The organism is Rhodococcus sp. USK10, from assembly GCF_019378875.1.
Lineage (GTDB): Bacteria > Actinomycetota > Actinomycetes > Mycobacteriales > Mycobacteriaceae > Rhodococcus_F > Rhodococcus_F pseudokoreensis.
In genome coordinates this window covers 5,003,695-5,027,324 of the sequence record NZ_CP076048.1, presented here as the reverse complement: position 1 = coordinate 5,027,324, position 23,630 = coordinate 5,003,695, and the positions used below count along the sequence as shown (strand labels likewise).

At 68.6% G+C, this 23,630-nt stretch carries 25 protein-coding genes, 1 tRNA gene and 1 other RNA gene; 17 read left to right on the top strand and 10 right to left on the bottom strand.

What is annotated here, in order from left to right:
* Positions 1–5: 5 nt before the first annotated feature.
* The gene (locus I1A62_RS30380) at positions 6–704 is read right to left on the bottom strand and encodes a hypothetical protein (protein ID WP_219456014.1); all 699 of its coding nucleotides are present in this window, start codon (positions 702–704) and stop codon (positions 6–8) included.
* 73 nt (positions 705–777) lie between these two features.
* Positions 778–3,033, bottom strand: coding sequence for a DNA polymerase III subunit gamma and tau (locus tag I1A62_RS30375; RefSeq protein WP_219456012.1), 2,256 nt, complete (start codon positions 3,031–3,033; stop codon positions 778–780).
* Between the two features lie 210 nt (positions 3,034–3,243).
* On the opposite strand from I1A62_RS30375, the gene I1A62_RS30370 reads away from it, so the two are divergent.
* Positions 3,244–4,590 (top strand): ammonium transporter, encoded by a 1,347-nt coding sequence (locus I1A62_RS30370; protein ID WP_124390213.1) that lies wholly within the window; start codon positions 3,244–3,246, stop codon positions 4,588–4,590.
* A gap of 36 nt (positions 4,591–4,626) precedes the next feature.
* Here I1A62_RS30370 and I1A62_RS30365 read toward each other — a convergent pair whose 3' ends face one another.
* On the bottom strand, positions 4,627–5,220 hold the full coding sequence (locus I1A62_RS30365) for an HhH-GPD-type base excision DNA repair protein (protein ID WP_087561518.1): 594 nt from the start codon (positions 5,218–5,220) through the stop codon (positions 4,627–4,629).
* A 78-nt stretch (positions 5,221–5,298) separates the two neighbouring features.
* Positions 5,299–6,219: an enterochelin esterase gene (gene fes / locus I1A62_RS30360; protein WP_257890585.1), complete on the bottom strand. Its 921-nt coding sequence runs from the start codon at positions 6,217–6,219 to the stop codon at positions 5,299–5,301.
* 68 nt (positions 6,220–6,287) lie between these two features.
* On the opposite strand from fes, the gene fepB reads away from it, so the two are divergent.
* Both fepB and I1A62_RS30350 read left to right on the top strand, forming a co-directional pair.
* Complete coding sequence (gene fepB, locus I1A62_RS30355) at positions 6,288–7,298, top strand: Fe2+-enterobactin ABC transporter substrate-binding protein (protein WP_219456011.1); 1,011 nt, start codon at positions 6,288–6,290, stop codon at positions 7,296–7,298.
* Between the two features lie 87 nt (positions 7,299–7,385).
* Positions 7,386–8,219 (top strand): DUF1206 domain-containing protein, encoded by an 834-nt coding sequence (locus I1A62_RS30350; protein WP_219456009.1) that lies wholly within the window; start codon positions 7,386–7,388, stop codon positions 8,217–8,219.
* A 51-nt stretch (positions 8,220–8,270) separates the two neighbouring features.
* Here I1A62_RS30350 and I1A62_RS30345 read toward each other — a convergent pair whose 3' ends face one another.
* Both I1A62_RS30345 and ffs read right to left on the bottom strand, forming a co-directional pair.
* Positions 8,271–9,569, bottom strand: a complete 1,299-nt coding sequence (locus tag I1A62_RS30345; RefSeq protein WP_124390210.1) for an aminotransferase class I/II-fold pyridoxal phosphate-dependent enzyme — start codon at positions 9,567–9,569, stop codon at positions 8,271–8,273.
* A gap of 43 nt (positions 9,570–9,612) precedes the next feature.
* Positions 9,613–9,707, bottom strand: an RNA gene (ffs, locus tag I1A62_RS30340) — signal recognition particle sRNA small type.
* A 125-nt stretch (positions 9,708–9,832) separates the two neighbouring features.
* Here ffs and I1A62_RS30335 point away from each other — a divergent pair.
* The 4 genes from I1A62_RS30335 (at position 9,833) to I1A62_RS30320 (ending at position 12,413) form a co-directional block, all read left to right on the top strand.
* Entirely contained in the window at positions 9,833–10,327 is a 495-nt protein-coding gene (locus I1A62_RS30335) for a DUF3558 family protein (RefSeq protein ID WP_124390209.1), read from the top strand.
* 59 nt (positions 10,328–10,386) lie between these two features.
* Positions 10,387–10,474: transfer RNA gene (locus tag I1A62_RS30330), tRNA-Ser, on the top strand.
* A gap of 211 nt (positions 10,475–10,685) precedes the next feature.
* Positions 10,686–11,645, top strand: a complete 960-nt coding sequence (locus tag I1A62_RS30325) for an alpha/beta hydrolase family protein (RefSeq protein ID WP_219456007.1) — start codon at positions 10,686–10,688, stop codon at positions 11,643–11,645.
* An 84-nt stretch (positions 11,646–11,729) separates the two neighbouring features.
* On the top strand, positions 11,730–12,413 hold the full coding sequence (locus I1A62_RS30320; protein ID WP_219456005.1) for a YoaK family protein: 684 nt from the start codon (positions 11,730–11,732) through the stop codon (positions 12,411–12,413).
* Here the strand turns inward: I1A62_RS30320 and I1A62_RS30315 are convergent.
* Complete coding sequence (locus I1A62_RS30315) at positions 12,388–12,969, bottom strand: hypothetical protein (RefSeq protein ID WP_225857927.1); 582 nt, start codon at positions 12,967–12,969, stop codon at positions 12,388–12,390. The two genes, I1A62_RS30320 and I1A62_RS30315, sit on opposite strands and share 26 nt — an antisense overlap.
* Positions 12,970–13,059: 90 nt before the next feature.
* On the opposite strand from I1A62_RS30315, the gene I1A62_RS30310 reads away from it, so the two are divergent.
* The 3 genes from I1A62_RS30310 to I1A62_RS30300 are packed head-to-tail and all read left to right on the top strand — an operon-like array spanning position 13,060 to position 16,013.
* Positions 13,060–13,869, top strand: a complete 810-nt coding sequence (locus I1A62_RS30310) for a helix-turn-helix domain-containing protein (protein WP_219456004.1) — start codon at positions 13,060–13,062, stop codon at positions 13,867–13,869.
* Positions 13,866–14,426: a TIGR03086 family metal-binding protein gene (locus I1A62_RS30305; protein WP_087561526.1), complete on the top strand. Its 561-nt coding sequence runs from the start codon at positions 13,866–13,868 to the stop codon at positions 14,424–14,426. Before I1A62_RS30310 ends, I1A62_RS30305 begins: the two co-directional genes overlap by 4 nt.
* Positions 14,427–14,474: 48 nt before the next feature.
* Positions 14,475–16,013, top strand: a complete 1,539-nt coding sequence (locus I1A62_RS30300; protein ID WP_219456002.1) for a metallophosphoesterase — start codon at positions 14,475–14,477, stop codon at positions 16,011–16,013.
* Here the strand turns inward: I1A62_RS30300 and I1A62_RS30295 are convergent.
* Positions 15,997–16,584: a TetR/AcrR family transcriptional regulator gene (locus I1A62_RS30295; protein WP_219456000.1), complete on the bottom strand. Its 588-nt coding sequence runs from the start codon at positions 16,582–16,584 to the stop codon at positions 15,997–15,999. The two genes, I1A62_RS30300 and I1A62_RS30295, sit on opposite strands and share 17 nt — an antisense overlap.
* Before the next feature lie 52 nt (positions 16,585–16,636).
* On the opposite strand from I1A62_RS30295, the gene I1A62_RS30290 reads away from it, so the two are divergent.
* A complete protein-coding gene (locus I1A62_RS30290; RefSeq protein ID WP_219455998.1) occupies positions 16,637–17,305 on the top strand; it encodes a 1-acyl-sn-glycerol-3-phosphate acyltransferase in 669 nt (222 codons plus the stop codon).
* On the opposite strand, the gene I1A62_RS30285 is transcribed toward I1A62_RS30290, so the two are convergent.
* Positions 17,289–17,870 carry a TetR/AcrR family transcriptional regulator gene (locus I1A62_RS30285; RefSeq protein WP_219455997.1) on the bottom strand — a complete coding sequence of 194 codons (582 nt, stop codon included), beginning with the start codon at positions 17,868–17,870 and terminating at the stop codon, positions 17,289–17,291. The genes I1A62_RS30290 and I1A62_RS30285 overlap by 17 nt on opposite strands.
* An 83-nt stretch (positions 17,871–17,953) precedes the next feature.
* On the opposite strand from I1A62_RS30285, the gene I1A62_RS30280 reads away from it, so the two are divergent.
* From I1A62_RS30280 to gluQRS, 3 genes are all read left to right on the top strand, one after another.
* On the top strand, positions 17,954–18,532 hold the full coding sequence (locus tag I1A62_RS30280; protein WP_219455995.1) for a dihydrofolate reductase family protein: 579 nt from the start codon (positions 17,954–17,956) through the stop codon (positions 18,530–18,532).
* 80 nt (positions 18,533–18,612) lie between these two features.
* Positions 18,613–19,224, top strand: coding sequence for a TetR/AcrR family transcriptional regulator (locus tag I1A62_RS30275; RefSeq protein ID WP_219455978.1), 612 nt, complete (start codon positions 18,613–18,615; stop codon positions 19,222–19,224).
* Positions 19,225–19,236: 12 nt separating this feature from the next.
* Positions 19,237–20,193 (top strand): tRNA glutamyl-Q(34) synthetase GluQRS, encoded by a 957-nt coding sequence (gene gluQRS / locus I1A62_RS30270; RefSeq protein WP_219455976.1) that lies wholly within the window; start codon positions 19,237–19,239, stop codon positions 20,191–20,193.
* On the opposite strand, the gene I1A62_RS30265 is transcribed toward gluQRS, so the two are convergent.
* Positions 20,162–20,725 carry a DUF4190 domain-containing protein gene (locus I1A62_RS30265; RefSeq protein WP_219461519.1) on the bottom strand — a complete coding sequence of 188 codons (564 nt, stop codon included), beginning with the start codon at positions 20,723–20,725 and terminating at the stop codon, positions 20,162–20,164. The two genes, gluQRS and I1A62_RS30265, sit on opposite strands and share 32 nt — an antisense overlap.
* 544 nt (positions 20,726–21,269) lie before the next feature.
* Here I1A62_RS30265 and I1A62_RS30260 point away from each other — a divergent pair.
* The 3 genes from I1A62_RS30260 to I1A62_RS30250 all read left to right on the top strand — a co-directional run bounded on the left by I1A62_RS30260 (position 21,270) and on the right by I1A62_RS30250 (position 23,613).
* Positions 21,270–21,938, top strand: a complete 669-nt coding sequence (locus I1A62_RS30260) for a hypothetical protein (RefSeq protein WP_124390199.1) — start codon at positions 21,270–21,272, stop codon at positions 21,936–21,938.
* Between the two features lie 144 nt (positions 21,939–22,082).
* Positions 22,083–22,751 carry an RDD family protein gene (locus I1A62_RS30255; protein ID WP_219455974.1) on the top strand — a complete coding sequence of 223 codons (669 nt, stop codon included), beginning with the start codon at positions 22,083–22,085 and terminating at the stop codon, positions 22,749–22,751.
* 133 nt (positions 22,752–22,884) lie between these two features.
* Positions 22,885–23,613, top strand: a complete 729-nt coding sequence (locus I1A62_RS30250) for a queuosine precursor transporter (RefSeq protein ID WP_206007492.1) — start codon at positions 22,885–22,887, stop codon at positions 23,611–23,613.
* The last annotated feature ends 17 nt before the right edge of the window (positions 23,614–23,630 follow it).

Sequence of the window (23,630 nt, the reverse complement as noted above, 5' to 3'; positions counted from 1 at the left end):
CTCCCCTACTCGCGCGCGGTGTCGGCGAAAGCGAACCCGATCGCGCTGACCAGCACCCACAGCGGCCCGGTGAACCCCGCGAGGTACTGCAGCGGTGAGACGCCGATGACGGCGGTCACCAGTCCCAGGACCAGGCTGACCCAGCCGATCCAGCGTGGGCCCGCGTGTCCCCGGAGCAGCGCGGCGGCCACCGCCAGCGCGCTGACGCCCGCACCCGCCCACAGCCACGGAATGGTGCCCATCCAGTGGCCGCCGACCACCGCGAACGCCGGCACCAGCCGGCTCGTGTCACCGAGGCCGAACACCAACTCGGTGGTCAGCCCGGTCCCCAGCAGACACGCCGCCGACGTCAGGACCAGCCCGAACGCCGCGACCGACGGCAGGATGCTGTCGGTTGGCAGTGCCGCCCGCAGGCGCTGGGACAGCCCGGCGGCGAAGACGAGGATCAGCAGCGCCGCGGTCATGATCGACACGTGCATCACCAGGATTCCGGTGCGCTGTCCCGCGAGACCGTTCATGATGGCGACCGCGTCGCCGGCCGACGCCTCCACGTACACCGCGTCGACCGACATGCTCGCCTGGATGCCGACGATTCCGGCCACGCCGGCGAGGACCCCGGCGTACGCCCACCACCGGCCGCTTCGCGGTCGCGCGGTCGCCGGGACCTCGTTCCGCACGCCGTCTGGAACATTCACTGTGCTCATGAGACGACGATCGGGCACCCGGCGTCCCGGGCACCAGGGGCGGATGTCCCGATGTGGCGGGACCGCCGTGCGCTCAGCCCTCGAGCTTCTTGGCTCCGAGCATGTCCTTGAGCAGTTCGAACGCCACGTCCTCCGGGTCGCGGCGAGTCGCGGGGTCGGCGGGTTCCGCCGCCTCCTTGAACATCTCTTCCTCGTCCTCGGGTGTGGAGACGGGCGGCGTCGACGCCGAAGCCTCGTAGTCGATCGGCCCCGGATCGTCCGGGTAGTCGGGTGCCTCCGGCGGCGGAATGTCGTCGTCCGGTTCGGACAACGGACGTGCCTGCGCCGCACCCGAACCCGCATCGGTGCGCTGGCCGTCGGACTGCTGCTGCTGCGGGCGCTGCGCAGCCCGCTCCTGGCTGGGCCGGGAGAACCGGGGTGCACCCGCCGGCTTCGTCGGCGCCGCAGCGGCCTTCGCGACCGGTGGGGGCGGCGCCGTCGGAGCACCGGCCTGATACTCCACTTCCCAGGTGCCGCCGAACATCTCGGACAGCACCTCGGTGATCACCTGAGCGTTGTGCGGCGACGCGATCCGGGCACCCAGGTTGGGGACCGGGTGCGCCAGGATCAGGCGGTTGCCCTGCACGTCGTGCACCGTGGCGGCCGACAACATCGCGGGAAGAATTTTGTTCCGCTGACTCACCTTCTCGCGCAGCGAATTCCAGGCCTCGCGCAGGGTCGCAACATCCGGGCCCGCCGACGCTGCGGGTGCCGCCTCCACCTCGGGTGCGAGCGGCTCAGGTTCGGGTTCGGGAGTCGGCTGGGGCTCCGGAACCGGCGCCGGCTCAGGCGCAGGAGTCGGCTCGGGTTCCGGGACCGGAACGGGAGCGGGCTCGGGCACGGGCTGCGGCGTCGGCTCGGGTGCCGGCGTCGGCTCCGGAACGGGTGTCGGTTCAGGCTGCGGCGTCGGCTCCGGTTCGGGAACGGGGGCAGGCGCGGGCTCCGGAACGGGCCGCGGCATCGGTTCGGGTTCCGGCTCGGGCGGCGGCGGCACGGTGGCCGCCGCGGCTTGGCGCATCGACGGTCGCTGGAACTTCGGCTCCGGTTTCGGCTCGGCGGGCGGTTGCGGCGCGCGCTCCGGTGCCGCGGCAGGCCGCTCGGCTGCGGCTGCGGCGGCGACCGGTGCGGAGCCTGCGGGCGGAAGTCCGCGCTCGACGCGTTCGAGCCGCTGCAGCACGGCCGACTCCGCATCGGACGCCGACGGCAGCAGCATCCGGGCGCACATCACCTCGAGCAGCAGTCGGGGGGCGGTGGCGCCGCGCATCTCGCCGAGACCGGCGTGGATCACCTCGGCGTACCGGGTGAGCGTGGCGGGACCGATCCGCTGGACCTGGGCGCGCATGTTCTCGAGCACGTCGCCGGGAGCGTCGACGAGGCCACGCTCGGCGGCGTCGGGGACCGCCTGCATCAGGATCAGGTCGCGCAGGCGCTCGAGCAGGTCGACGGCGAACCGGCGGGGATCGTGCCCGGCGTCCATGACGCGATCGACCGTCCCGAACAGCGCGGCGCCGTCGCCGGTGGCCAGCGCGTCCACGGCGTCGTCGATCAGCGCGACGTCGGTGACGCCGAGCAGCGCGAGCGCGCGCGGGTAGGTGACGCCCTCGTCGCCTGCGCCGGCGAGGAGCTGGTCGAGGATGCTCAGCGAGTCACGCGGGGACCCACCCCCGGCGCGGATGACCAGCGGATACACCGGGTCGGCGACCGGCACGCTCTCCTGCTGGCAGATCTTCTCCAGCAGCCCGCGCATCGTCGTCGGCGCGAGCAGCCGGAACGGATAGTGATGGGTGCGCGAACGGATGGTCGGCAGCACCTTCTCGGGTTCGGTGGTCGCGAAGATGAAGATGAGGTGCTCCGGCGGCTCCTCCACGATCTTGAGGAGGGCGTTGAAACCCGCCGTGGTGACCATGTGGGCCTCGTCCACGATGAACACCCGGTACCGGGACTCGGCGGGCGCGTAGAACGCGCGGTCGCGCAGCTCACGGGTGTCGTCGACGCCACCGTGGCTGGCCGCGTCGAGTTCGGTGACGTCGAGGTTGCCCGACCCGCCGGGGCCGAGCGCCACGCACGAGGGGCACTGGCCGCACGGCGTCGAGGTCGGGCCCTCCACGCAGTTCAGCGATCGGGCCAGGATGCGGGCAGACGACGTCTTGCCACAGCCGCGGGGACCGGAGAACAGATACGCGTGGTTGATCCGTCCGGCGTCGAGAGCGGTGCTCAGTGGTTCGGTGACGTGCTCCTGCCCCACCACCTCGGCGAAGGATGCGGGTCGGTACTTCCGGTACAGGGCCACGCGGAAAGACTACCGGCGGGCCCCGACAGTCCGGTCCGGGTGGTCGAAGCGCCTGCTCGGCACCCCGCTCGGGTGCTACTCACAGGTAGAAATCCGGACCTGACCGGATTGCGTAACACGTTCGCAACGCGTCGGCATCACAGTTGAAACGGCCCGCAGCCATCGTGAATTTCCGCACCGGGTTTCGTCCGGGTGTGTGAGGAGAATGTCGTGCCTGCAATCGACGCCGGAGCAACCGCCTGGCTTCTGATCAGTACCGCACTGGTCCTGCTGATGACCCCGGGGCTCGCCCTGTTCTACGGCGGGATGGTCCGCTCCACCGGCGTACTGAACATGATCATGATGAGCTTCGTGTCGATCGCGCTCGTCACGGTCGCCTGGCTGGTGGCCGGGTACTCCCTCATCTTCGGCGACGACATCGGCGGCGGACTGATCGGCGGGCTCGAGCACGTGGGGATGGCGGGCATCGACCCGACCACCGTCCACGGGCAGGTCCCCGAGATCCTGTTCGCCACGTTCCAGCTGACGTTCGCGATCATCACCGCCGCGCTGATCAGCGGTGCGATCGCCGACCGGGCCAAGTTCTCGGCCTGGATGATCTTCGTGCCCGTGTGGGCCCTCGTCGTCTACGCACCCGTCGCGCACTGGGTGTGGAACCCGCAGGGCTGGATCGCGCAGTTCGGCGCCCTCGACTACGCGGGCGGACTGGTCGTCGAGATCGTGTCCGGCGCGTCGGGCCTGGCTTTGGCCCTGGTCCTGGGTCCGCGGCTCGGATTCAAGTCCGAGTCGATGCGCCCCCACAACCTTCCGCTGGTGCTGCTCGGTGTCGGCCTGCTCTGGTTCGGCTGGTTCGGTTTCAACGCGGGCTCCGCGCTCGCCGCCGACGGCACCGCCGCCGCGATCTTCCTGAACACGCTCGTCGCCGGGTGCACCGGCCTGCTCGGCTGGCTCCTCGTCGAGCAGAAGCGCGACGGTCACCCCACGACGTTCGGTGCGGCGTCCGGCGTCGTCGCCGGGCTGGTCGCGATCACCCCGTCCTGCGGCACCGTGAGCATGGTCGGCGCGGTGATCGTCGGCGCGGTCGCCGGTGTGGTCTGCTCGTTCGCCGTCGGCTGGAAGTTCCGCCTCGGATACGACGACTCGCTCGACGTCGTCGGTGTCCACCTGATGGGCGGCATCGTCGGCACGATCCTGATCGGCCTGCTCGCCACCGAGGTGATGACGGGCGGAGCCGAAGGCCTGCTGTACGGGGGCGGGTTCGCGCAACTCGGCAAGCAGGTGCTGGCCGTGGTCGTCGTCGCCCTGTACGCGTTCGGCGTGACGTTCGGGCTGGGCAAGCTGATCGACCGGATCTTCGGGTTCCGGGTGAGCGCCGAGGACGAGTCCTCCGGCATCGACCTCGCATTGCACGCCGAGTCGGCGTACGAACACGGTGTGCTCGGGCACGGACCGATCGGCGGCGGCCAGGGCAACAGCGTCTTCCCGTGGATGCACGAGGCGGAACGCAGGCGGCAACTCGACGCAGAACGCAAGCAGGAACCGGACGACACGGAGTAGCGGCGGCTACTTCTCGACGACACGGAGTAGCGGCGGCTACTTCTTCTTCGCTGCCGCCGCCTTCTTCGCGTCGGCCTTCGCGGCCTTCTTGAACTCGCGGACCTCGTGGAGGCTCTTGTCGTCCACGACGTCCGCGATCGAACGCCGGGACCCCTCGGTGCCGTAGTCGCCTGCCGCTTCGCGCCAGCCCTTCGGCTCCACCCCGATCTGCTTGCCGAGCAGCGCCAGGAAGATGCGAGCCTTCTGGTCGCCGTACCCCGGCAGCGCCTTCAACCGCTTCAACACTTCTTTGCCGTCGGGGTCACCGCTCGTCCACAGCGCCTCGACGCTGCCGTCGTAGTTCTCGACGAGGAACGCACACAACGACTGGATGCGGGTGGCCATCGATCCGGGAAACCGGTGGACCGCGGGGGTCTGTGAGCAGACGGCCGCGAACTCTTCCGGATCCATCTCCGCGATGCGGTGCACCTCGAGACCGCCGATCCGGTCGTCGAGTTTCTTGGGGCCCGCGAACGCCGTCTCCATCGGAACCTGCTGATCGAGCAGCATCCCGATGAGCAACGCCAACGGATCACTCGCGAGGAGTGCGTCGGCGTCCGGATCCCCTACCAGGTTCAGCGTGCGTGCCATGCTTCGATCCTGCCATCCCACGATGGGGCGGGTGCGCCCTTCACGGCGACGCGCGGTTTATTCACAGAGTTATCCACATCACTGCATTACCGGTGCGTAACCCAGCATCGAGGCCACGCCGGCGATCAGTCCGTCGCGCCAGTGCAGCGCGTCGTGACCACCGCAGAACTCGCGGTAGCGCACGTCGTGGCCGGTGCCGGCCAGCAGGTCGCGGACTTCGCGGTTGGGTTCGACGAGCATCCATTCGAGGGTCCCGACCTCGATGCCGAACCGGCTGTGCGACGGGGCGGCGGCGCGAACCCGGTCCTGGAACGGGACCCCCGGCCCGGATCCGGGCCACCAGAACGATCCGGACAGGCTGACGGCGCACCCGAACACGTGCGGCGCCGTCAGCGCGAGGTGGCAGGCCGTCAATCCGCCCAGGCTGCAGCCGGCCACGATCGTCGACGCCGGGTCGTCGGTGACGGCCCGGTCCTGCCGCAGCCACGGGAGCAGTTCGCCGGTGAGACCCGCGGCGAACGCGGGACTACAGCCGAGTTCCTCGGATCGCAGTTCGGGTCCGACGCTGTCGACCATCACGACGAGCGGAACCCGGTGACCGGCAGGTCCGAGTGCGTCGACGGCACCCGCGATCGGCAGGTCGACCGCCCACGTCCGGCCGTCGAGCAGCACTACCACCGGACGAGATCCGGCGGCGAGTCCGGGCGGTTCGTATACCCACACCGACCGTGGTGTGCCCGACAGCGTGAACGTCGTCTCGTGGAGTTCGCCGCGGCCGGGCCGGTCCGTCCACCAGCGCTGCGCGGGCGCCGCGGGCATCACCGCCTCGGAGCAGTCGCCGGCCTGCGCCGCTCGGGTGGGCAGCGGGTTGAACGGGTCGGGCTGTGCGCGGCGGCGAGGCGGTCCCAGAACGCGGGGACGGCGCCCTGTGCCAGGTCGTCGATCGCGCGTGTGCGTACGACGCGGCGCTCCGGTCCGGGTACCCGTTTCAGCATCCACTTCCCCATTCGAATGTAGGTAACGCTAGCCTAAATTAGTTCCTTACCCGCGCGAAAGGGAGTCCCACCGTGAAACTTCGTCGCCCACTGGCAGCCCTCGCTGTCCTCGCCGTCGGGATCGGCGCGGCCGCGTGCTCGTCCGATCCCGCCACCGAATCCGCGACCACCGGCAACCCCGCAGCGTCCGGCCAGGGCTGGCCGCGCACCGTCACCGACGAGACGGGCAGCGTCACGATCGAACACAAGCCCGAGCGGATCGTGTCGACCAGCGTCACACTCACCGGCTCGCTGCTCGCCCTCGACGCACCCCTGATCGGCACCGGCGCGCAGCGACCGAGCGACGTGACCGACGAGAACGGCCTGTTCACACAGTGGGCGGACATCGCCGCCGAGCGCGGCGTCGAGACGCTCTACCAGGGCGAGCCCAACGTCGAGAAGATCACCGCCGCCGATCCGGACCTCATCTTCGTGTCCGCCACGGGCGGCGACTCGGCGGTCGAGCAGGTGGACACGCTGAGGCAGATCGCGCCCGTCGTGGTGCTGCGGTACGACGACAAGTCGTGGCAGGACCTCAGCGGTCGGATCGCGGCGGCGATCGGGGCCGAGGAGCAGGCCGAGGCCCTCGTCGCGAAGTTCGACCGGCAACTCGACGACGCCAAGTCGGCGCTCGGCGACAAGGTCGCCGCGGCGAACCCGGTGAACGTGCCCGCCTACAACTCGCCCGAGGAGTCGCGGATGTTCACCGCCGAATCGGCCCAGGGCATTCTGCTGGAACGCCTCGGATTCTCGCTCGCCGACCTGCCCGCCGACATCAGCGGAGCCGACAAGGGCGTCATGACCGGCCGCAAGGACGTCGTACCGGTCGGGCAGGAGAACCTGCCGCGGGCCGTACCCGGCAACACCACGTTCATCGTGATCGGTGACGCGGCGGACGCCGAACGGTTCCTCGCGGATCCGACGTTGCAGCAGACGCCGTCCGTCGAGAAGAAGCAGGTGATCGGGCTCGGCAAGGACAGCTTCCGCCTCGACTACTACAGCGCCTCCAACCTGATCGACCGAGTCACGAACGCTGTGCGATAGCGCCCGGCCCGTGTCGGCGCGGTGGATACCGGGTACCCCTACGGTCAAGGGACTCCGGTCCAAGCGCACGAGCCGTAAGGACACCCGATGGCACAGCACGAAACGAACAAAGCCGGTGGGATGAGCCGTGCCGTGGACAAGGCAACCGACAGCACCACTTTCGAACGGGTGGCGCGGGCGGGGCACGTGATGAGCGGCTTCGTGCACCTGCTGATCGCGTACATCATCGTTCAGCTGGCGTTCGGGAGCGGTGGCAACGCCGACCAGTCCGGGGCGCTGGGCACGCTGGCCTCCAAACCCGGCGGCCGGATCGCATTGTGGGTGGCGACGATCGCGTTCATCGCCATGGCGCTGTGGCGGCTCGCCGAAACGGTCCTCGGCCCCCACGCCACCGAGAAGTCCGGCGACAACGACGACACGTCGCTGCTGGACCGCGCGAAGGCCTTCGGCCTGGCAGTCGTCTACTTCGCGTTCGCCTTCTCGTCCTACCAGTTCGCGAGCGGCGGTGGGAAGTCGAGCGGCCAGCAGAACGCCGGAATGAGTGCACGCCTCATGGAGTCCGGGGCAGGCAAGACCCTCCTCGTGATCGTGGGCCTCGTCGCCGTCGCGATCGGCGGCTACCACATCTACAAGGGAGCGGCGAAGAACTTCCTGGACGACCTGAAGGGCACCCCGTCGAAATTCGTCGAACCGCTCGGGGTCGTCGGCTACGTGGCCAAGGGCCTCGTCATCGCCGGCGCGGGTGTGCTGGTGATCGTCGCGGTCCTCAACTCCGACCCGTCCAAGGCGACGGGCATCGACGGCGCAGTGAAAACCCTCGGCTCGGCGCCGTTCGGGCAGTTCCTGCTGATCCTCGCCGCACTGGGTATCGCCGCGTACGGGCTGTACAGCTTCGTGATGGCGCGCTACGCCAGGATGTAGAGACACGTCCGGCCGCTCACCTGACACAGGTGAGCGGCCGGACGTCTACTTCTAAGACTTCGGCAGGCCCAGGCGCGATTCGGTGGCCGCGAGCAGCACGCACGTCGCGACACCGTTCATCGACTTGTCCAGGTCGTCCATCGACGGGAAGCTCGGCGCGAGCCGGATGTTCTTGTCCTCCGGGTCGATTCCGTACGGGAACGCCGATCCGGCGGCGGTGAGCGCGATCCCCGCGTCCTTCGCCAGGGCGATGACGCGCTTCGCGGTGCCCTCGACCACGTCCAGGCTGATGAAGTATCCGCCCTTCGGCTCCGTCCACGACGCCACCTTCGACGCCCCGAGACGGTCCTCGAGGATCTTCAGGACGAGCGCGAACTTCGGCGCCAGGATCTCGCGGTGCTTCTCCATGTGGGCGCGAACCCCGTCGGCGTCACCGAAGAACCGCAGGTGACGCAGCTGGTTCAGCTTGTCCGGTCCGATGCTCTTCTTGCCGAGGAACTTCTGGTACCAGGCCAGGTTCGCGGCCGAGGAACCGAAGAAGCTGACGCCCGCACCGGCGAACGTGATCTTCGACGTCGACGCGAACACGAGCGGCCGGTTGGGGTGACCCGCCTCCGCGGCCATCCCGAGGATGTCCAGCGACGGCGCCGTCTCGCCGACCAGCGGATGCACCGCGTAGGCGTTGTCCCAGAACAGCCGAAAGTCGGGGGCGGCGGCCGGCATCGACGCGAGCGCCCGCGTGACCTCTTCCGAGTACACCGCGCCCGTGGGGTTGGAGTAGTTGGGAACGGCCCACAGACCCTTGATCTGCGGATCGTTCGCGACGAGTTCGGCGATGACGCCGACGTCGGGGCCGTCCGGGCGCATCGGCACCGGGATCATCTCGATGCCGTAGGTCTCGGTGATCCCGAAGTGCCGGTCGTAGCCGGGCGCCGGGCACAGGAACTTGACCTTCTCCTCCTGCGCCCAGGGGCGCGGGGAGTCGGGGGTGCCGTGCAGCAGAGCGAACACGACGTTGTCGTGCATGATCTCGAGGCTGGCGTTGTTGCCGGCGAGCAGGTTCTCGACGGGGATGCCGAGCAGTTCACCGAAGATCGCGCGCAGCTCCGGCAGGCCGGTGAGCCCGCCGTAGTTGCGGGTGTCGGTGCCGTTGCCGTCGCGGAAGTCGCCGTCACCGGGCAGCGTCAGCAGCGCCGCCGACAGATCCAGCTGCTCGGGCGAGGGCTTACCGCGGGTGAGGTCGAGCGTGAGCTTCTCCGTCTTCAGCTGCGCGTAGCTCGCAGTCTGGCGCTCATGCTCCGAAAGTAGTTCCTCATGGCTCATCAACCCGATCTGGGTCTGGTTGGTCATCAGGAGCGGCCTCTCACCGACATCGTGGGTCGGGTATGCGAAAGATAGGGGACCCCGCGCACCCGGCAGAGCCCGTTGACCCTTGCTGCCTTCCGGCCCTGGGGGAGTTCACAGGATGCGCGCCGCGCGGGATCCACCACAGAGTGTAGACGGCCCCGAGCCGCTACCGGGATCCACCCCGGCCCGCGCCCGACGCTGCACGTCAGACCACCGCCAGTGCTACGGTCGCCCCCGCATTCGGCCACCGTCGGCAAAGGATCGGGATGAAACTCAGAAGGACAGCACACGTGGCGGCCCTCGCCGTCGCCGTCGCAGCACTCTCGGCGTGCGGCGGGAGCAGCGAAGACGCGGCCACGTCCGACGCGGTCAGCTGGGACGCGGCCGAGCCGTGCTCACTCGCGGACGATGCGACGCTCGCACCCCTCCTGACGGCAGGCGCCGGCGAGGGCACCGCCACCGACAGTCCGGAACGTCGCGCGTGCACGTGGGGCAAACCCGAGTCGCTGAACACTGTGACCGTCACCACCACGAGCGCGCCGGAACCGGTCGACCCGCTGCGCACGATCGACGTCGGCGGACTCGAGGGCCGGGCGCTCGCCGAGAGCAAGTACCAGTGCATCCTCGAGGTCACCACCGACGCGGGCACCCTGTCGATCGAGACGAAATTCGGTCTGGACGCGACCGCGAACCCGGACACGTCCTGCGACCGTTCCGTGCCGCTCGCCGAGCACGCCCTCGGCCAGCTGAAGTGGGCGTAGAACCGGCGGCCACCTGGTCGTTTAACGGTGAGCCGTCGTCGTTGGGTATGCTCCTCCACGGAGGATTCGCCTAGTGGCCTATGGCGCTCGCCTGGAACGCGGGTTGGGTTAACGCCCTCAGGGGTTCAAATCCCCTATCCTCCGCCACAGGAACCCCTGTGAACCGCTGAAAAGTGGTTCGCAGGGGTTTCTTGCATCTCCGGGCAAACCAGGCGGCGCCGCCCTCGGAGCACCGCCTGCGGACCCGTCCGCACCGGGAATCCCAGGCCACGACAGGCACAACCCGTTATCTCCCTGTTATCGTCTCCGGTGCAGCGTTCGCTGTGCAGTGTCTGTTACGAGATAAAAGGACATTCGGATGGCGATACGTCGCACCCGCGCGCTGATCGTGGGCCTGGTCGCAGTGTTGGCATCGGGCCTCGTGTCCGTACTGGCCGGAACCGGCATCGCGCATGCCGACTCGGCCCTGATCTCGGTGTACTCACCGTCGATGGACAAGGACATTCCCGTCAAGGTGCTCAAGGCTGCCGGCGGCGGTCCCGCGCCGACGCTGTACCTGCTCGACGGCCTGCGCGCGCCGGACGACAACAACGGCTGGCTGATCGAGACCGACGTGGAGAATTTCTTCGCCGGCAAGCACGTCAACGTGGTCATCCCGTTCGGCGGCGGCGGCACCTTCTACTCCGACTGGCTGCGTGACGACCCGAAGCTGGGCCGCGTCAAGTGGGAGACCTTCCTGACCAAGGAGCTGCCCCCGGTGATGGCTTCGCAGTTCGGCAGTGACGGCGTGAACAACGCGGTCGCCGGTCTGTCGATGAGCGGCACCTCCGCGTTGAACCTCGCCACTCACCACCCCGACTTCTACAAGGCCGTCGCGTCCTACAGCGGGTACCCGACGGCCAGCTCGCCCGGCTTCGCGCAGGGCATTCAGGTTTCTGTCGCCCAGATGGGCGGCAACGCGCTGAACATGTGGGGCTTCTGGCCGTCGGCGACGTGGCTCCGCAACGACCCGCTGCTCAACGTCGGCGCGCTGCGCGGCAAGTCCGTCTACATCTCGTCCGGTGCCGGTTCGGCTGCCGGCGATCCCACGGTCGACCCGGACAGCAAGTCGTTCGACCCGGTGAAGTTCTCGCAGACGGTTCCCCTCGAGACCGCCTCGGGTCTGAGCAGCAGGTCCTTCGTCCCCGCGGCGAAGGCAGCAGGCGCCAACTTGCAGACGCACATCGCCGACGAGGGCCTGCACACGTGGAACTACTGGCAGGACCGCCTGCACGAGTCCTGGGCCAGCACGCTCGCGCCCGCCCTCGGCACGTCCTAGTCGAGGCGTTCCGATCGCCTGAACTCCGCCACAGCGGCCCCCGATCTCCGGATCGGGGGCCGCTGTCGTTCACCGCGGTGTTTGATGTGTGATGTGCCGATCGACGACAGCAGGCAGATGCTCGTGCTGGCGGTGGTGCTGTCCGCGCTGGCCGGCTACGTCGACGCGCTCGGATTCATCACGCTCGGCGGGTTCTTCGTCGCGTTCATGAGCGGCAATCTCACCCGGTTCAGCGTCGGGTTCGCGGACGGGGCGTGGTCGCATGCGCTGACGGCCGCCGCGGTGATCGGCACGTTCGTCCTCGGCTGCGCCCTGGGCGCCGTGGTCGTGCACCTGTCCGATCGCAGGCGGCTGCCCGTCCGGACGACGGTGCTCGTCGTCGTGTCCGGACTTCTCATCGCAGGCGCCGTCGCCGCGACCGTCGGGGCGAGCACCGTGGCCGTCGGCGCGATGCTGCTCGCCATGGGCGCGGAGAACTCCTTCTTCCAGAAGGACGGCGAGGTCACCATCGGCCTCACCTACATGACGGGCGCCCTCGTGAAGATGGGCCACCGGCTTGCCGCGGCGCTGTTCGGCGGGCCGCGGTGGGCGTGGCTACGACATTTCGCGCTGTGGGCGGGCCTGGTGGCAGGAGCGGTGACGGGCGCTCTCTCTCACCACTGGATCGGGTTGGACGCCCTGTGGTTCGCCGCCGGACTGTCGGCGGCGCTGACCGTCACCGTCCATCTGCGGATCGACCGCGCTACTCGCCGCCCGCAGTTGTCGTGACCGGGTTGCCTGCGGAGTCGAGGGTCCACCACACGCTGCCGACCGCCTGCCCGTATGCGTCACCGGGTTCGTTGTCATCCTTGTACCGGTACACGGGTCGCCCGTTCACGGTGAGCTGATGGGTGCCGTCCGCGGCGGGGATGGTGTCGATGACGACTTCCTTCAGCCCCTGCACCGTCGGGTTCTCGGTGACGGCGGTGACCGGCGGCCACGACTGCAGGCACGTGTCGCGGCACGAACTGGCACCGGAGCCGACCTCGTCCTTGTCGTACACGTAGACCGTCATCCCGCCTTCGTCGACCATCACCTCGCCGAGCGTCGTCGGTCCCATCTTCAGGACGGGTGTTCCGGGCAAGGCCGGTGGGGACGTCGGCGTCGGGGACACCGGGGCGTTGCCGCCCGTGTCACCGGAATCCGTGCGGTCGTAGGCGCAACTCGAGAAGGTCAGGCTGACGGCGACGATCGCTGCCAGCGCCCATGTTCGTCTCATGGAGTCCTCGTTCTCTGTGACGGCGAAGTGGCGGGCCTCCTGGGGAACCTCTGCGGACCCGTACATACAGTTCACCTCGAGTTGCGTGCCGGTGCGGGCACTTCGGGCGATGTGACGGGCCCGCACGTGTCGGTATCCGTGATTAGGCTCCTGTGCATGGGCTGGTACACGCCGACCTCGCCGGCACCCGACCTCGCCGGCACGCTCGTGTGCGGGTGGTCCGCGCGCACGCAGGGCGAGCATCTGCTGGTGCCGGACGCGTGCATGGACATCCTGTGGATCCAGGATGTGGGGATCCGGGTGTGCGGTCCCGAGACCACGGCCTGGTCGTTCACGCTGCCGCCGGGCACCGAATCCGTCGGCGTCCGTTTCCGTCCCGGCGCCGGCTCGCATCTGCTGCGGACGTCGGCGGCCGAGGTCCGCAACATCCGGGTCGGCCTCGGCGACGTACTCGGGTCCACGTGGGAACGGACACTGACCGACCGGCTCGACAACGCGTCCGGCCACGCGGAACGAATCGCCCTGTTCGAGAACGCCGTGCGCGCGTGGCGGAGCCGCGGGCCGGAGGCCGACCCGCTGATCGGCACCGTGCGGCGGGCCCTGGCCCGGCAGTCGTGGAACGTGGGCGCGCTCGCCGACGCCGCCTCCGTCACGGAGCGGCAACTGCAGCGGCGATGCAACGACGCGTTCGGATACGGTCCCGCGACGCTCCGCGGAATCCTGCGGCTGCAACGGTTCATGGCGCTCGCGCAGTCGGGGACCCGGACGGGTCTCGCCGCACTCGCCGCCACCGCCGGCTACAGCGACCAGGCGCACCTGTCGCGGGAATGCCGGCGGATCTCCTCGCTCACCCCGTCCGAGCTCCTCGCCAGCGAGGCCCCCGACTGGCACGGAAACGAATCCGTCGTCGATGTCGGAAATGTTCAAGCCGTCGGGCGCCGGACGGGGGAAGAATCGGCAGCATGACCTCGACAACCGAAACCCCCGCAGCCCACTACCGCGACCTCGCCGCGAAGTTCACCAAGCGCGTCGAATCCGTGCCCGCCGCACGCTGGGACGACGCGTCTCCGTGCGACGGCTGGACGGCCCGCGACGTCGTGCGGCACGTGATCGACACGCAGCGCTACATCGTCACCGTCGTCGATCTGGAACTGCCGGAGCCGCCGTCCGTCGACGACGATCCGGTTGCCGCGTGGGCGGCGACGCGCGACGGCATGCAGGAGATCCTGGACGATCCGGCCAAGGCGGGCCGCGAGTACGACGGGCATTTCGGCCGCACCGAACTCGGCAAGACCGTCGACAGCTTCTACTGCTTCGACCTGGTGGTGCACGGCTGGGACCTCGCGCGGGCCACCGGCCTCGACGAGACCATCCCTGCCGACGACCTGACCTGGGTGGGTGGCGTCGCGGAGCAGCTGGGCGACAACATCCGCACGGCCGGAGTGTGCGGCCCGGCCGTGGACGTCCCCGCGGACTCCGACGAGCAGACCCGGGTCCTGGCCTTCCTCGGCCGCAAGGCCTGACGGTCCTTCCACCTCACCCCTGCCCGGCCGCGCTTGTAACCTCGACTCATGAGCGTGCCGGGCAGGATTGCCGTGCTGACGGCGGTGTCACTGGCCGCGGCGCTGCTCGGCGGTGACGTGGTCGCGGTGGCCGATCCCGAACCCCGGGGTGCGTCCGGACTGCCCGCCCGCGGCCTGGTCACGTCGGCGCCGCTCACGTCGGCGCTGATGTTCGCGGGGGCCTCCGGTGAGGCCACACCGTCGCAGCGGGTTCCGGGTGCGGAGTCGGACGGGATGTCGGCCACCGGTCACCGCTTCGGCGAGTACCCGTACATGCGGTACGAGGTCCGGTTCGGTCCGGACACCGCGGGCTCGGACGTGACGTGGCACGGACGTTCGGTGAATCTCGACGACCTCGCGATGCACGTGTGGGACGAGGAGGCGAAGAGTTGGGGTGAGCCGGTCGCGACGGCGCAGCCGGCCGAGCCGGGCGGCCCGGTCACCCTGACCACCCGGATCGAGGGCGAGGACGCCGCCCAGATCCTCGTCATCGACAGCCCGCGCCGGGACCGCGGTTTCCGCGAGGCGAACGCGATCGCCGATCAGCAGTTCGCCGACCCGGACACGTACGACTTCGCGCTGCAGCACATCTCCGACACCCAGTACGTGTCCCGGGACCGCCCCGAAGTGTATTTCGACATGACCCGCTGGACCGCCGACAACGCCGCCGACCGCAAGATCGCGTATTCGATGCACACCGGCGACCTCGTCCAGAGCTGGATACGTCCCGGGGCGCCCGAGTCCCGCGCGCGTCCCGAGTTCGAGGTGGCGGATAAGGCGATGGCGACGCTCGAGGACGCCGGAATCCCGTACGGCGTCCTGCCCGGCAACCACGACAACCTGTGGAACGTCGGCGGACGGCTGATTCCCGGCGAGCACGAGAAGAACCACGCCCTCTACAACGAGTTCTTCGGGCCGTGGCGGTTCCGCGACCAGCCGTACTGGGGTGAATCCGTCACGGACACGGACAATTCGGCGCACTACGACCTGCTCGACATCGCCGGCGCGAAATTCCTGATGCTCTACATCGGCTACAACCCGCCCGAGCACGTCCTGCAGTGGGCGGAGAACGTACTCGCCGCCCACCCGGACCGCAACGTGGTGATCGGCAGCCACTACTACCTGGACGAGGACGGCTCGCTGCGGATGAGCGGGTTCGGCGACATCGGCACCAGTGCGGGACAGCAGATCTGGAACCGCCTCGTCGTCCCGTTCGACACGGTGTTCCTCGTCCTCGCGGGGCACGTCGACGGGCAGACGACGGTCACCGACCGGAAGGTGGGCGACACCGACCGGAAGGTCGTGGAGCTGCTGGCCGACTACCAGTACTTCACGGTGAACGGCCTCCGCGAGACCGGGTTCCAGCGACTGCTGCAGTTCGACGTCGACGGCGGAACCCTCGCCGTCACGACGCACTCCCCCACCCTGGACAGCTTCCGGGTGGAGGACTTCGATCCGCAGCGCCGTTACGTGCCCGGTGACGGCGACTTCGTCACCGACGTGGAATTGCGGGCCGACCTGCCGCGCGCCGTCATCCCCGCGCCCTGAGATGTAGGTCGATCAGCTGCGCGACGAAACCGTCCGCGTCGATGTCGCCGGCGATCACCTCGATGCTGCGGGTGGCGCGGAGGGTCGCCACCCCGTGCAGCTGGGTCCACAGGTTCAACGCGACCACGTGCGGGTCCGCGGCGCCGGCGTCTGCGGCGAGCGCGGCGACCGTCTCGAACAGGGGTTTCGAGTGCTGCCGCAGGTCCTCGCCCGAACCCTCGAGCAGGTCGTGACGGAACATCAATTCGAACAGGGTGCGATGGGTGCGCGCGAAGGAGAGGTACCGGTATGCGATCTGCCGCAGTCGCGCGACCGGATCCGTCTCGGACGCGATCGCTGTTCGGAGTTCTGCGGACAGCTCGGCGAACCCCGATGCCGCGATCGCGGCGAGCAGCGCCTTGTGCGTCGGGAAGTACCGCCGCGGCGCACCGTGCGAGACCCCCGCGTGCCGGGCGACGGAGCGCAACCCGACGGCGTCGATGCCGCCCTCGTCCAAGAGTTCACGGCCGCAGTCGATCAGCCGCACGCGCAGGGGTTGCACTTCACCACTCATGTAGACAGTGTCTAACATGGCGTGAGTAGACACTGTCTACGACCTTCGGCGCGCGAGGCAGGAGTTCACCGTGTGGTACTGGATCTTCAAGTTTGTGCTGATCGGACCGGTGCTGCGGATCTTCGGGCGGCCCGCGATCCGCGGCGCCCACCACATCCCGGCGTCGGGGCCGGTGATCCTGGCGAGCAATCACCTCACCGTCGTCGACCCGTTCTTCCTCGTCCTGACGGTGCGCAGGCGGATCACATTCGTGGCCAAGAACGAGTACTTCACCGAGGGCGGCGCGAAGGGCAGGGCGAAGCGCTGGTTCTTCACCGCGGCCGGCCAGGTGCCGATCGACCGCTCCGGGGCCTCCGCCGCGGAATCCGCCCTGAACACCGCGCGGAAGATCCTGGACGACGGCAAGGTCTGGGGCATCTACCCCGAGGGCACCCGGTCGCCCGACGGCCGACTGCACAAGGGCAAGACCGGCATCGCCCGGGTCGCGCTCGCCACGGGCGCCCCGGTCGTGCCGATCGCCATGCACGGCACCCGGCGGGTCAACCCCGTCGGATCGAGAATGTGGCGGTTCGGCAAGGTGACGGTGACCGTCGGTGAGCCGCTCGACTTCTCCCGATTCGCCGAGCTACGCGACAACCGGCACGTCGTCCGGGCCGCGACGGACGAACTGATGCACGTCCTCATGACGCTGTCGGGCCAGGAGTACGTGGACGACTACGCGCTCAGGCGTCCGGCGTAGCGACGGCGCGCGTCACCAGATCGGCGATGAGGCGCTCGGTGTCGACGCCCTCGAGCACCCCGGGCAGCGTCAGGTGCTCGACGATGAGCGCATTCATCGCGAGGTAGAGCATCAGCACGGTGCTGCGGTCGCCGGGCAGTCCCGAGCCCAGATGAAACCCGATGTCCCGCTCCAGGTTGCCTGAGATGGTGCGGGTCAGGGTGGTGCGCAGTTCGGGACGGCGGACCGCTTCGAGCCGCAACTCCTGCAACGCGAGGTAACCCGTCCGGTCGCGGGTGATCCGGCCGAACAATCCCTGCATGTACTCGATCGCGAGGTCGAGATCCTGCGGCTTGCGGGCGCTTTCCTCGATCACCGAGGGGTCGGGACCCATCCGCTCGTGGATCCGTTTGCCGACCTGGTCGAACAGGTCGTCGCGGCTGGCGAAGTAGTTGGAGGCCGTCCCTTTGGGAACGCTCGCCTCGACGTCGACGGCACGGAAGGTGAGGCCGCGCGCACCCTCTCGCGCGAGCACTTCGATCGCCGCGGTCACGAGAGCTGCACGGCGTTCCGGATTCTGTGCCATCGACGCTCCTCGAAAAAAGAACTTGCAACCACTGCAGCCATAGTACTACAAACGGAGTAGTTACCGACTGCGGGAGGACTCACATGCGAAAACTCGTCTACTACGTCGCCACCACCATCGACGGATTCATCGCCGGCGCCGACGGCGCGGACCCCACCGGCACGGTCTTCGAACTCGAGGGCGATCACATGCCCGCGATGATCGCGGAGTACCCGGAGACGGTCCCCACCCACGTTCGGTCAGCGATGGGAATCGATGCCCCCAACCGGCATTTCGACACCGTGCTCATGGGCCGCGCCAGCTACCAGCCCGGCCTCGACCTCGGCGCGACCAGCCCGTACGCGCATCTGCGGCAATACGTGTTCTCGACGACGATCACCGAGTCGCCCGACCCGGACGTCGAGATCGTCTCGGGCGATCCGATCGAGAAGGTGCGCGAACTCAAGAAGGAGGACGGCAAGGACATCTGGCTGTGCGGCGGCGGGAAGCTGGCCGCCGCGGTGCAACCCGAGGTCGACGAACTCCGGATCAAGCTCAACCCCGTCGCGATCGGCACCGGCATTCCGCTGTTCGACGGCGAATTCGACCCCCAGCGGTTCCGGCTGACCTCGACCCGCGCGTTCGAGAGCGGGATGATCTTCCTGACGTACGTCCGCCGATAGCCGACAGTCACACCCACCACTTGCGGCGACACGGGCGCCTGACGCATGTATTGATTCAATACGCAAGTAATGTTCGAGGCATGCGCGAACGCCGGTACTCGTCCACCAGCCCCGAACACCTGGCTGCGGCCCTGTTCGACGTCGCAGCCGAGTCGGGCCTCGAGGGCGCCAGCGTGCGCGAGGTCGCCAAGAGGGCGGGTGTGTCCATCGGAGCCGTGCAGCACCACTTCTCCACGAAGGACGAGATGTTCGCGTTCGCGCTGCGCACCCTCGTCGACAAACTGCTCACCCGGCTGGCGGAGATCGACCGCGACGGCGACCCCGCCCAGGACCTGTTCGCCGCGATGTCGCAGTTGCTCCCCCTCGACGAGTCACGGTCGCGGGAGGCGCACGTCAGGGCGGCATTCGCCGTCCGGGCGGCCACCTCCCCGTCGCTCGCCGAGATCCGCCGCACCACCCTGTTCACCATCCGCACCGGACTGTCCGCGGTGCTCATCGGGATCGGCACCCCGGAAGCGGAAACCCGTGCGGCGCTTCTCCTCGCCACCGTCGACGGCCTCGCCCTCGAGGCGATCGGCAGTCCGGATCTGTACCCGTCCGAATACCTCGAGCACGCCCTGGAAGTCCAGATCGGCATGATTCTGCAGGGCGCCGACGTCGCGCCGACGCCGTCGATCGAACTGGCCAGCTGACCCCTCGTCCCGATGTCTCATCCGTCCGGTCAGAGTGAACCGCTGCCCCGTCACGCGGAGGGTGCGGGACGGTTCGCGCCCAGCCCGTCCGGCGACCTGCACCTCGGCAACCTGCGGACGGCCGTGCTGGCGTGGCTGTTCGCCCGGTCCACCGGCCGTCGCTTCCTCCTGCGCGTCGAGGACCTCGACCGCGTCCGCGACGGCGCCCGGGGCCGGCAACTGGCCGACCTCGCGGAACTCGGTCTCGACTGGGACGGTGACGTCGTGTCGCAGTCGCACCGGCTGCCGCGGTATGACGCCGCCATCGCCGAACTCCACGCCGCCGGACTCACGTACGAGTGCTTCTGCACGAGAAGAGAAATCCTGAAGGCGGCGTCTGCCCCGCACGCACCCCAGGGCGCCTACCCGGGGACCTGCCGCAACCTGACACCGGACGAGCGCGCCGACCGTCTCGCCGGCGGGCGACCACCGGCCCTGCGTCTGCGCGCCGCCGTCCCGTCGTTCACCATCGACGACGTCCTGCACGGAAGCTACTCAGGAATGGTGGACGACCTCGTGCTGCGCCGCGGCGACGGAACACCCGCCTACAACCTGGCGGTGGTCGTCGACGACGCCGCCCAGGGGATCGACCAGGTGGTGCGCGGCGACGACCTGCTCTCGTCCGCGCCTCGCCAGGCATACCTCGCGGGACTGCTCGGGCTCACCGCCCCCACCTACGCACACGTGGCGCTCGCACTCAACGAGGACGGCAAACGGCTCGCGAAACGCGACGGCGCCGTCACCCTCACCGACCAGAAAGCGTTGGGACGCACACCGAGCGACGTCCTCGGAGTGCTGGCAGCGTCACTCGGACTCGCGGAACCGGGCGAGGTCGTGGATCTCGCGACCCTCCTCGCCCGGTTCGACCCGGCCCGCCTGCACCGCGAACCGTGGGTCGTCAGGCCCCCGACGCCGCCGCGATCAGCATGATCACGAAGAACAGGATCCATCCGACGACGTAGGCGCCGCCGATGGCGATCCCGGCGATCGCGAGCCCGCGGCCTTCCTGACCGGACTGCTTGATCTGGCCCAGCGCCACGATGCCGAGGATGATGCCGACGATCGAGCCGACACCGTAGAAGCAACCGCCGACGATCGACGTGATCAGCGACGCGATCGCGAGACCGTTCGTCCCCCGCGACTGCGGGTAGGTCGCGCCGTACGGGTTTGGGGCGCCGTACTGCGGGGCGGGGCCACCGTATTGGCCCGCCCCGTACTGATTGGGTGCGCCGCCGTACTGGTTCGGGGTGCCGTACTGGTTCGGGGCGGCATACGGGTTGGGCACCCCGTACTGCTGCTGGCTGGGAGCCCCGTACTGGTCGCCGCCGTACTGATTCGGCGCGGCATACGGATTCGGAGAAGTCCCGTACGCGCCCGGCTGCTGATAGTCGGGGTACTTCTCGGTGGGCGCCGAATACGTGGGATAACCGGATTCGTCGACCCCGTATCCGTCGCGCGGCAACGGCGGAACCTCGCCGTAAGTCGGTGGTGTCTGCCCGTTGTACGGATTCGAATCGTCCGATCCCCCAGAATTAGTCACGATAACCAGCGTAAAGCATCAAAACCGCAGGAGAAGAAGCAGACCAAAGGGAGGCGGGTAAAGGATTGTCCACGTAGTGTTTATTCGCACTGTCACGCGCGAGCATTCAACTCTTGCTGAGGGGATCACATGACGACTGGTGGATACGACCCTAACGACAAACCCGAAGGTGGTGACCAGGGCGGATACCCTCCGCGGGGCAATCCTCCACCGCCGCCCGGCGGATATCCGCCACCCCGGGGAATTACCCGCCGCCGCCGCAGGGACCGCCGCCCGGCGGATATCCGCCACCGCCTCCCGGCGGAAACTATCCCCCTCCGCCCGGTGGAAACTATCCGCCGCCCCCGGTAATTACCCGCCGCCTCCGCAAGGGCCCCCGCCCGGCGGTAATTACCCGCCGCCGCAGGGAAATTACCCGCCCCCTCCGCAGGGTCCGCCGCCCGGCGGATATCCGCCGCCCCCGCCGATGTCGGATTACGGCGCCCCCGGGCAGACGCCGGGACAGTTCTCCGTGGGTGACGCGATCGGCTACGGCTGGAACAAGTTCAAGGACAACGCGCTCATCTGGATCGGCATCCTGCTGATCGCCGCCGTCATCCAGGTGGTGCTGAACCTCGTCTTCGGCGGCTTCAGCACGTCGTCCGACATGAGTGCGGCGTTCTCGGTGTGGCGCATCATCGGCACGATCGTCACCACCATCGTCGGCTACCTGATCAACGCGGCGCTCGTGCGCGGGGCACTGCACGAGGTGGACGGCAACAAGCCGGCGTTCGGTTCGTTCTTCCAGTTCACCAACGTCGGGGCGATCATCATCGCCAGCGTCATCATCGGTGTCGCCACCACCATCGGTTTCGTCCTGCTCATCATCCCGGGTCTGATCGTTATCTTCCTGACCTGGTGGACGCTGCAGTTCGTCATCGATCAGAACGAGGACGCGATCACCGGCATCAAGTCGAGTTTCCGCACGATCTCGCAGAACGTCGGACCGGTACTGCTGCTGGCCCTGGCCCTCGTCGGCATCAACATCGTCGGTGCAATCCTCTGCGGCGTCGGACTTCTCGTCTCGATCCCGATCACGATCATCGCGTCGACCTACGCGTACCGCGTGCTCACCGGCCGTTACGTCGCGGCCTGACCGTTCGCTCCCCACGGGTGAGCGTGCTCCCGCCCCTCGGGCCGGAAGCACGCTCACCCGTTTTGCTACTCCCGTCACTCGAGTCACTCCCACCCCTTGCGTAAGGTGCTCAGGCGTCATCCGAGACGATTCGAGGGGGAACACATGACTACTGGCGGATTCGATCCCAACCAGGGGCAGCAGCAGTTCGGCGGGCAACCGCACTACAACGGGGCGGGGCAGCAGCAGTTCGGCGGGCAACCGCACTACAACGGGGCGGGGCAGCAGCAGTTCGGCGCGCCGCCGCAGTTCGATTCGGCGCAGCAGTTCGACTCTGCACAGTTCGGCACCCAGCCGTTCGCGCAGCCCGACTTCGGGTTCAACCCGTCCCGGCCGGGCGAACTCCTTCCCCGCCTGGGCGCGCGGGTGATCGACGGCCTGATCGTCGGCATTCCGACGGGCGTGGTCACCATCGTCATCTCGCTGGTGCTGGGCACCTTCCTGGGCAGTGTCCTGGGCGCGATCCTCACCGCGGCGGCCGCCGTGGGCTACTTCGTGTTCCTCGAGACGACGCGAGGCCAGACCGTCGGCAAGCAGATTCTGGGTCTGCGCGTCGAGGGCCCGAACGGCGGACTGCCCACCCAGCAGCAGTCGCTGACCAGGAACGGCTTCTACGTCGTCGCCGCGCTCGGCGGGTTTCCGTTCCTCGGGTTCCTGTTCGGACTGCTCGGTTTCGTCGCGGCGATCATCATCGCCGTGACGATCAACGGCAGCCCCACCAAGCAGGGCAAGCACGACGAACTGGCGGGCGGCACGCGCGTCGTCCAGGGTTAGCCCGAGCACGGCCCGACGCGCGCACGACCCATCCCGCGGGTGAACGTACCTTTCGTCGCCTCAGATCGGACAAAAGGTACGTTCACCCGTTCCTGATTCGCGCCTCTCCACGTGCAAGTGCTTGGATTGCGGCGTGACAGCCTCAGATCAGCAGACCAAGCCAGACGACCACGCGACGTTCGCGCACGTCAGCCGGGGGTACTACCCCACGTTCGTTGCCCTCTTCACCGCGACGCTGCTGATCTCGAATATCTGCGCGACGAAAGGCGTCGCATTCTTCGCCGACTCGTCGCTCACCGTCGGCCCGCTGCAGATCCTGCCGGTCATCACCGACGGCGGCTTCTTCCTGTTTCCGCTGGCCTACATCCTCGGCGACGTGCTCAGCGAGGTGTACGGGTTCAAGTCGACGCGTCGCGCGATCTACCTGGGCTTCGGTGCCCTGATCCTGGCCGCGTTCTGCTTCTGGCTGCTCATCGAACTGCCGTCCGCCGACTTCTACGAGAACCAGGAAGCGCTGCGGTCCGTCGTCGGCGTCTACCCGCGGCTGCTGCTCGCCGGGCTGGCCGGCTACTTCGTCGGGCAGATGCTGAACTCGGTGACGCTGGTCCTGATCAAGGAGCGGACCAAGGAGAAGCACCTGTGGGCGCGGCTCATCGGATCCACCATCGTCGGTGAGTTCGCCGACACCCTGATCTTCTGCTCCATCGCCGCCGGCGCGATCGGCATCAGCACATGGAGCGATTTCGTCAACTACGTGATCGTCGGGTTCCTGTGGAAGACCCTGGTGGAGGTGCTGGTCATGCCGATCACGTACCGCGTCATCGCGTACGTGAAGAAGCGCGAACCCACCTACCAGCTCTGACCCCCACGTGAGTGGGA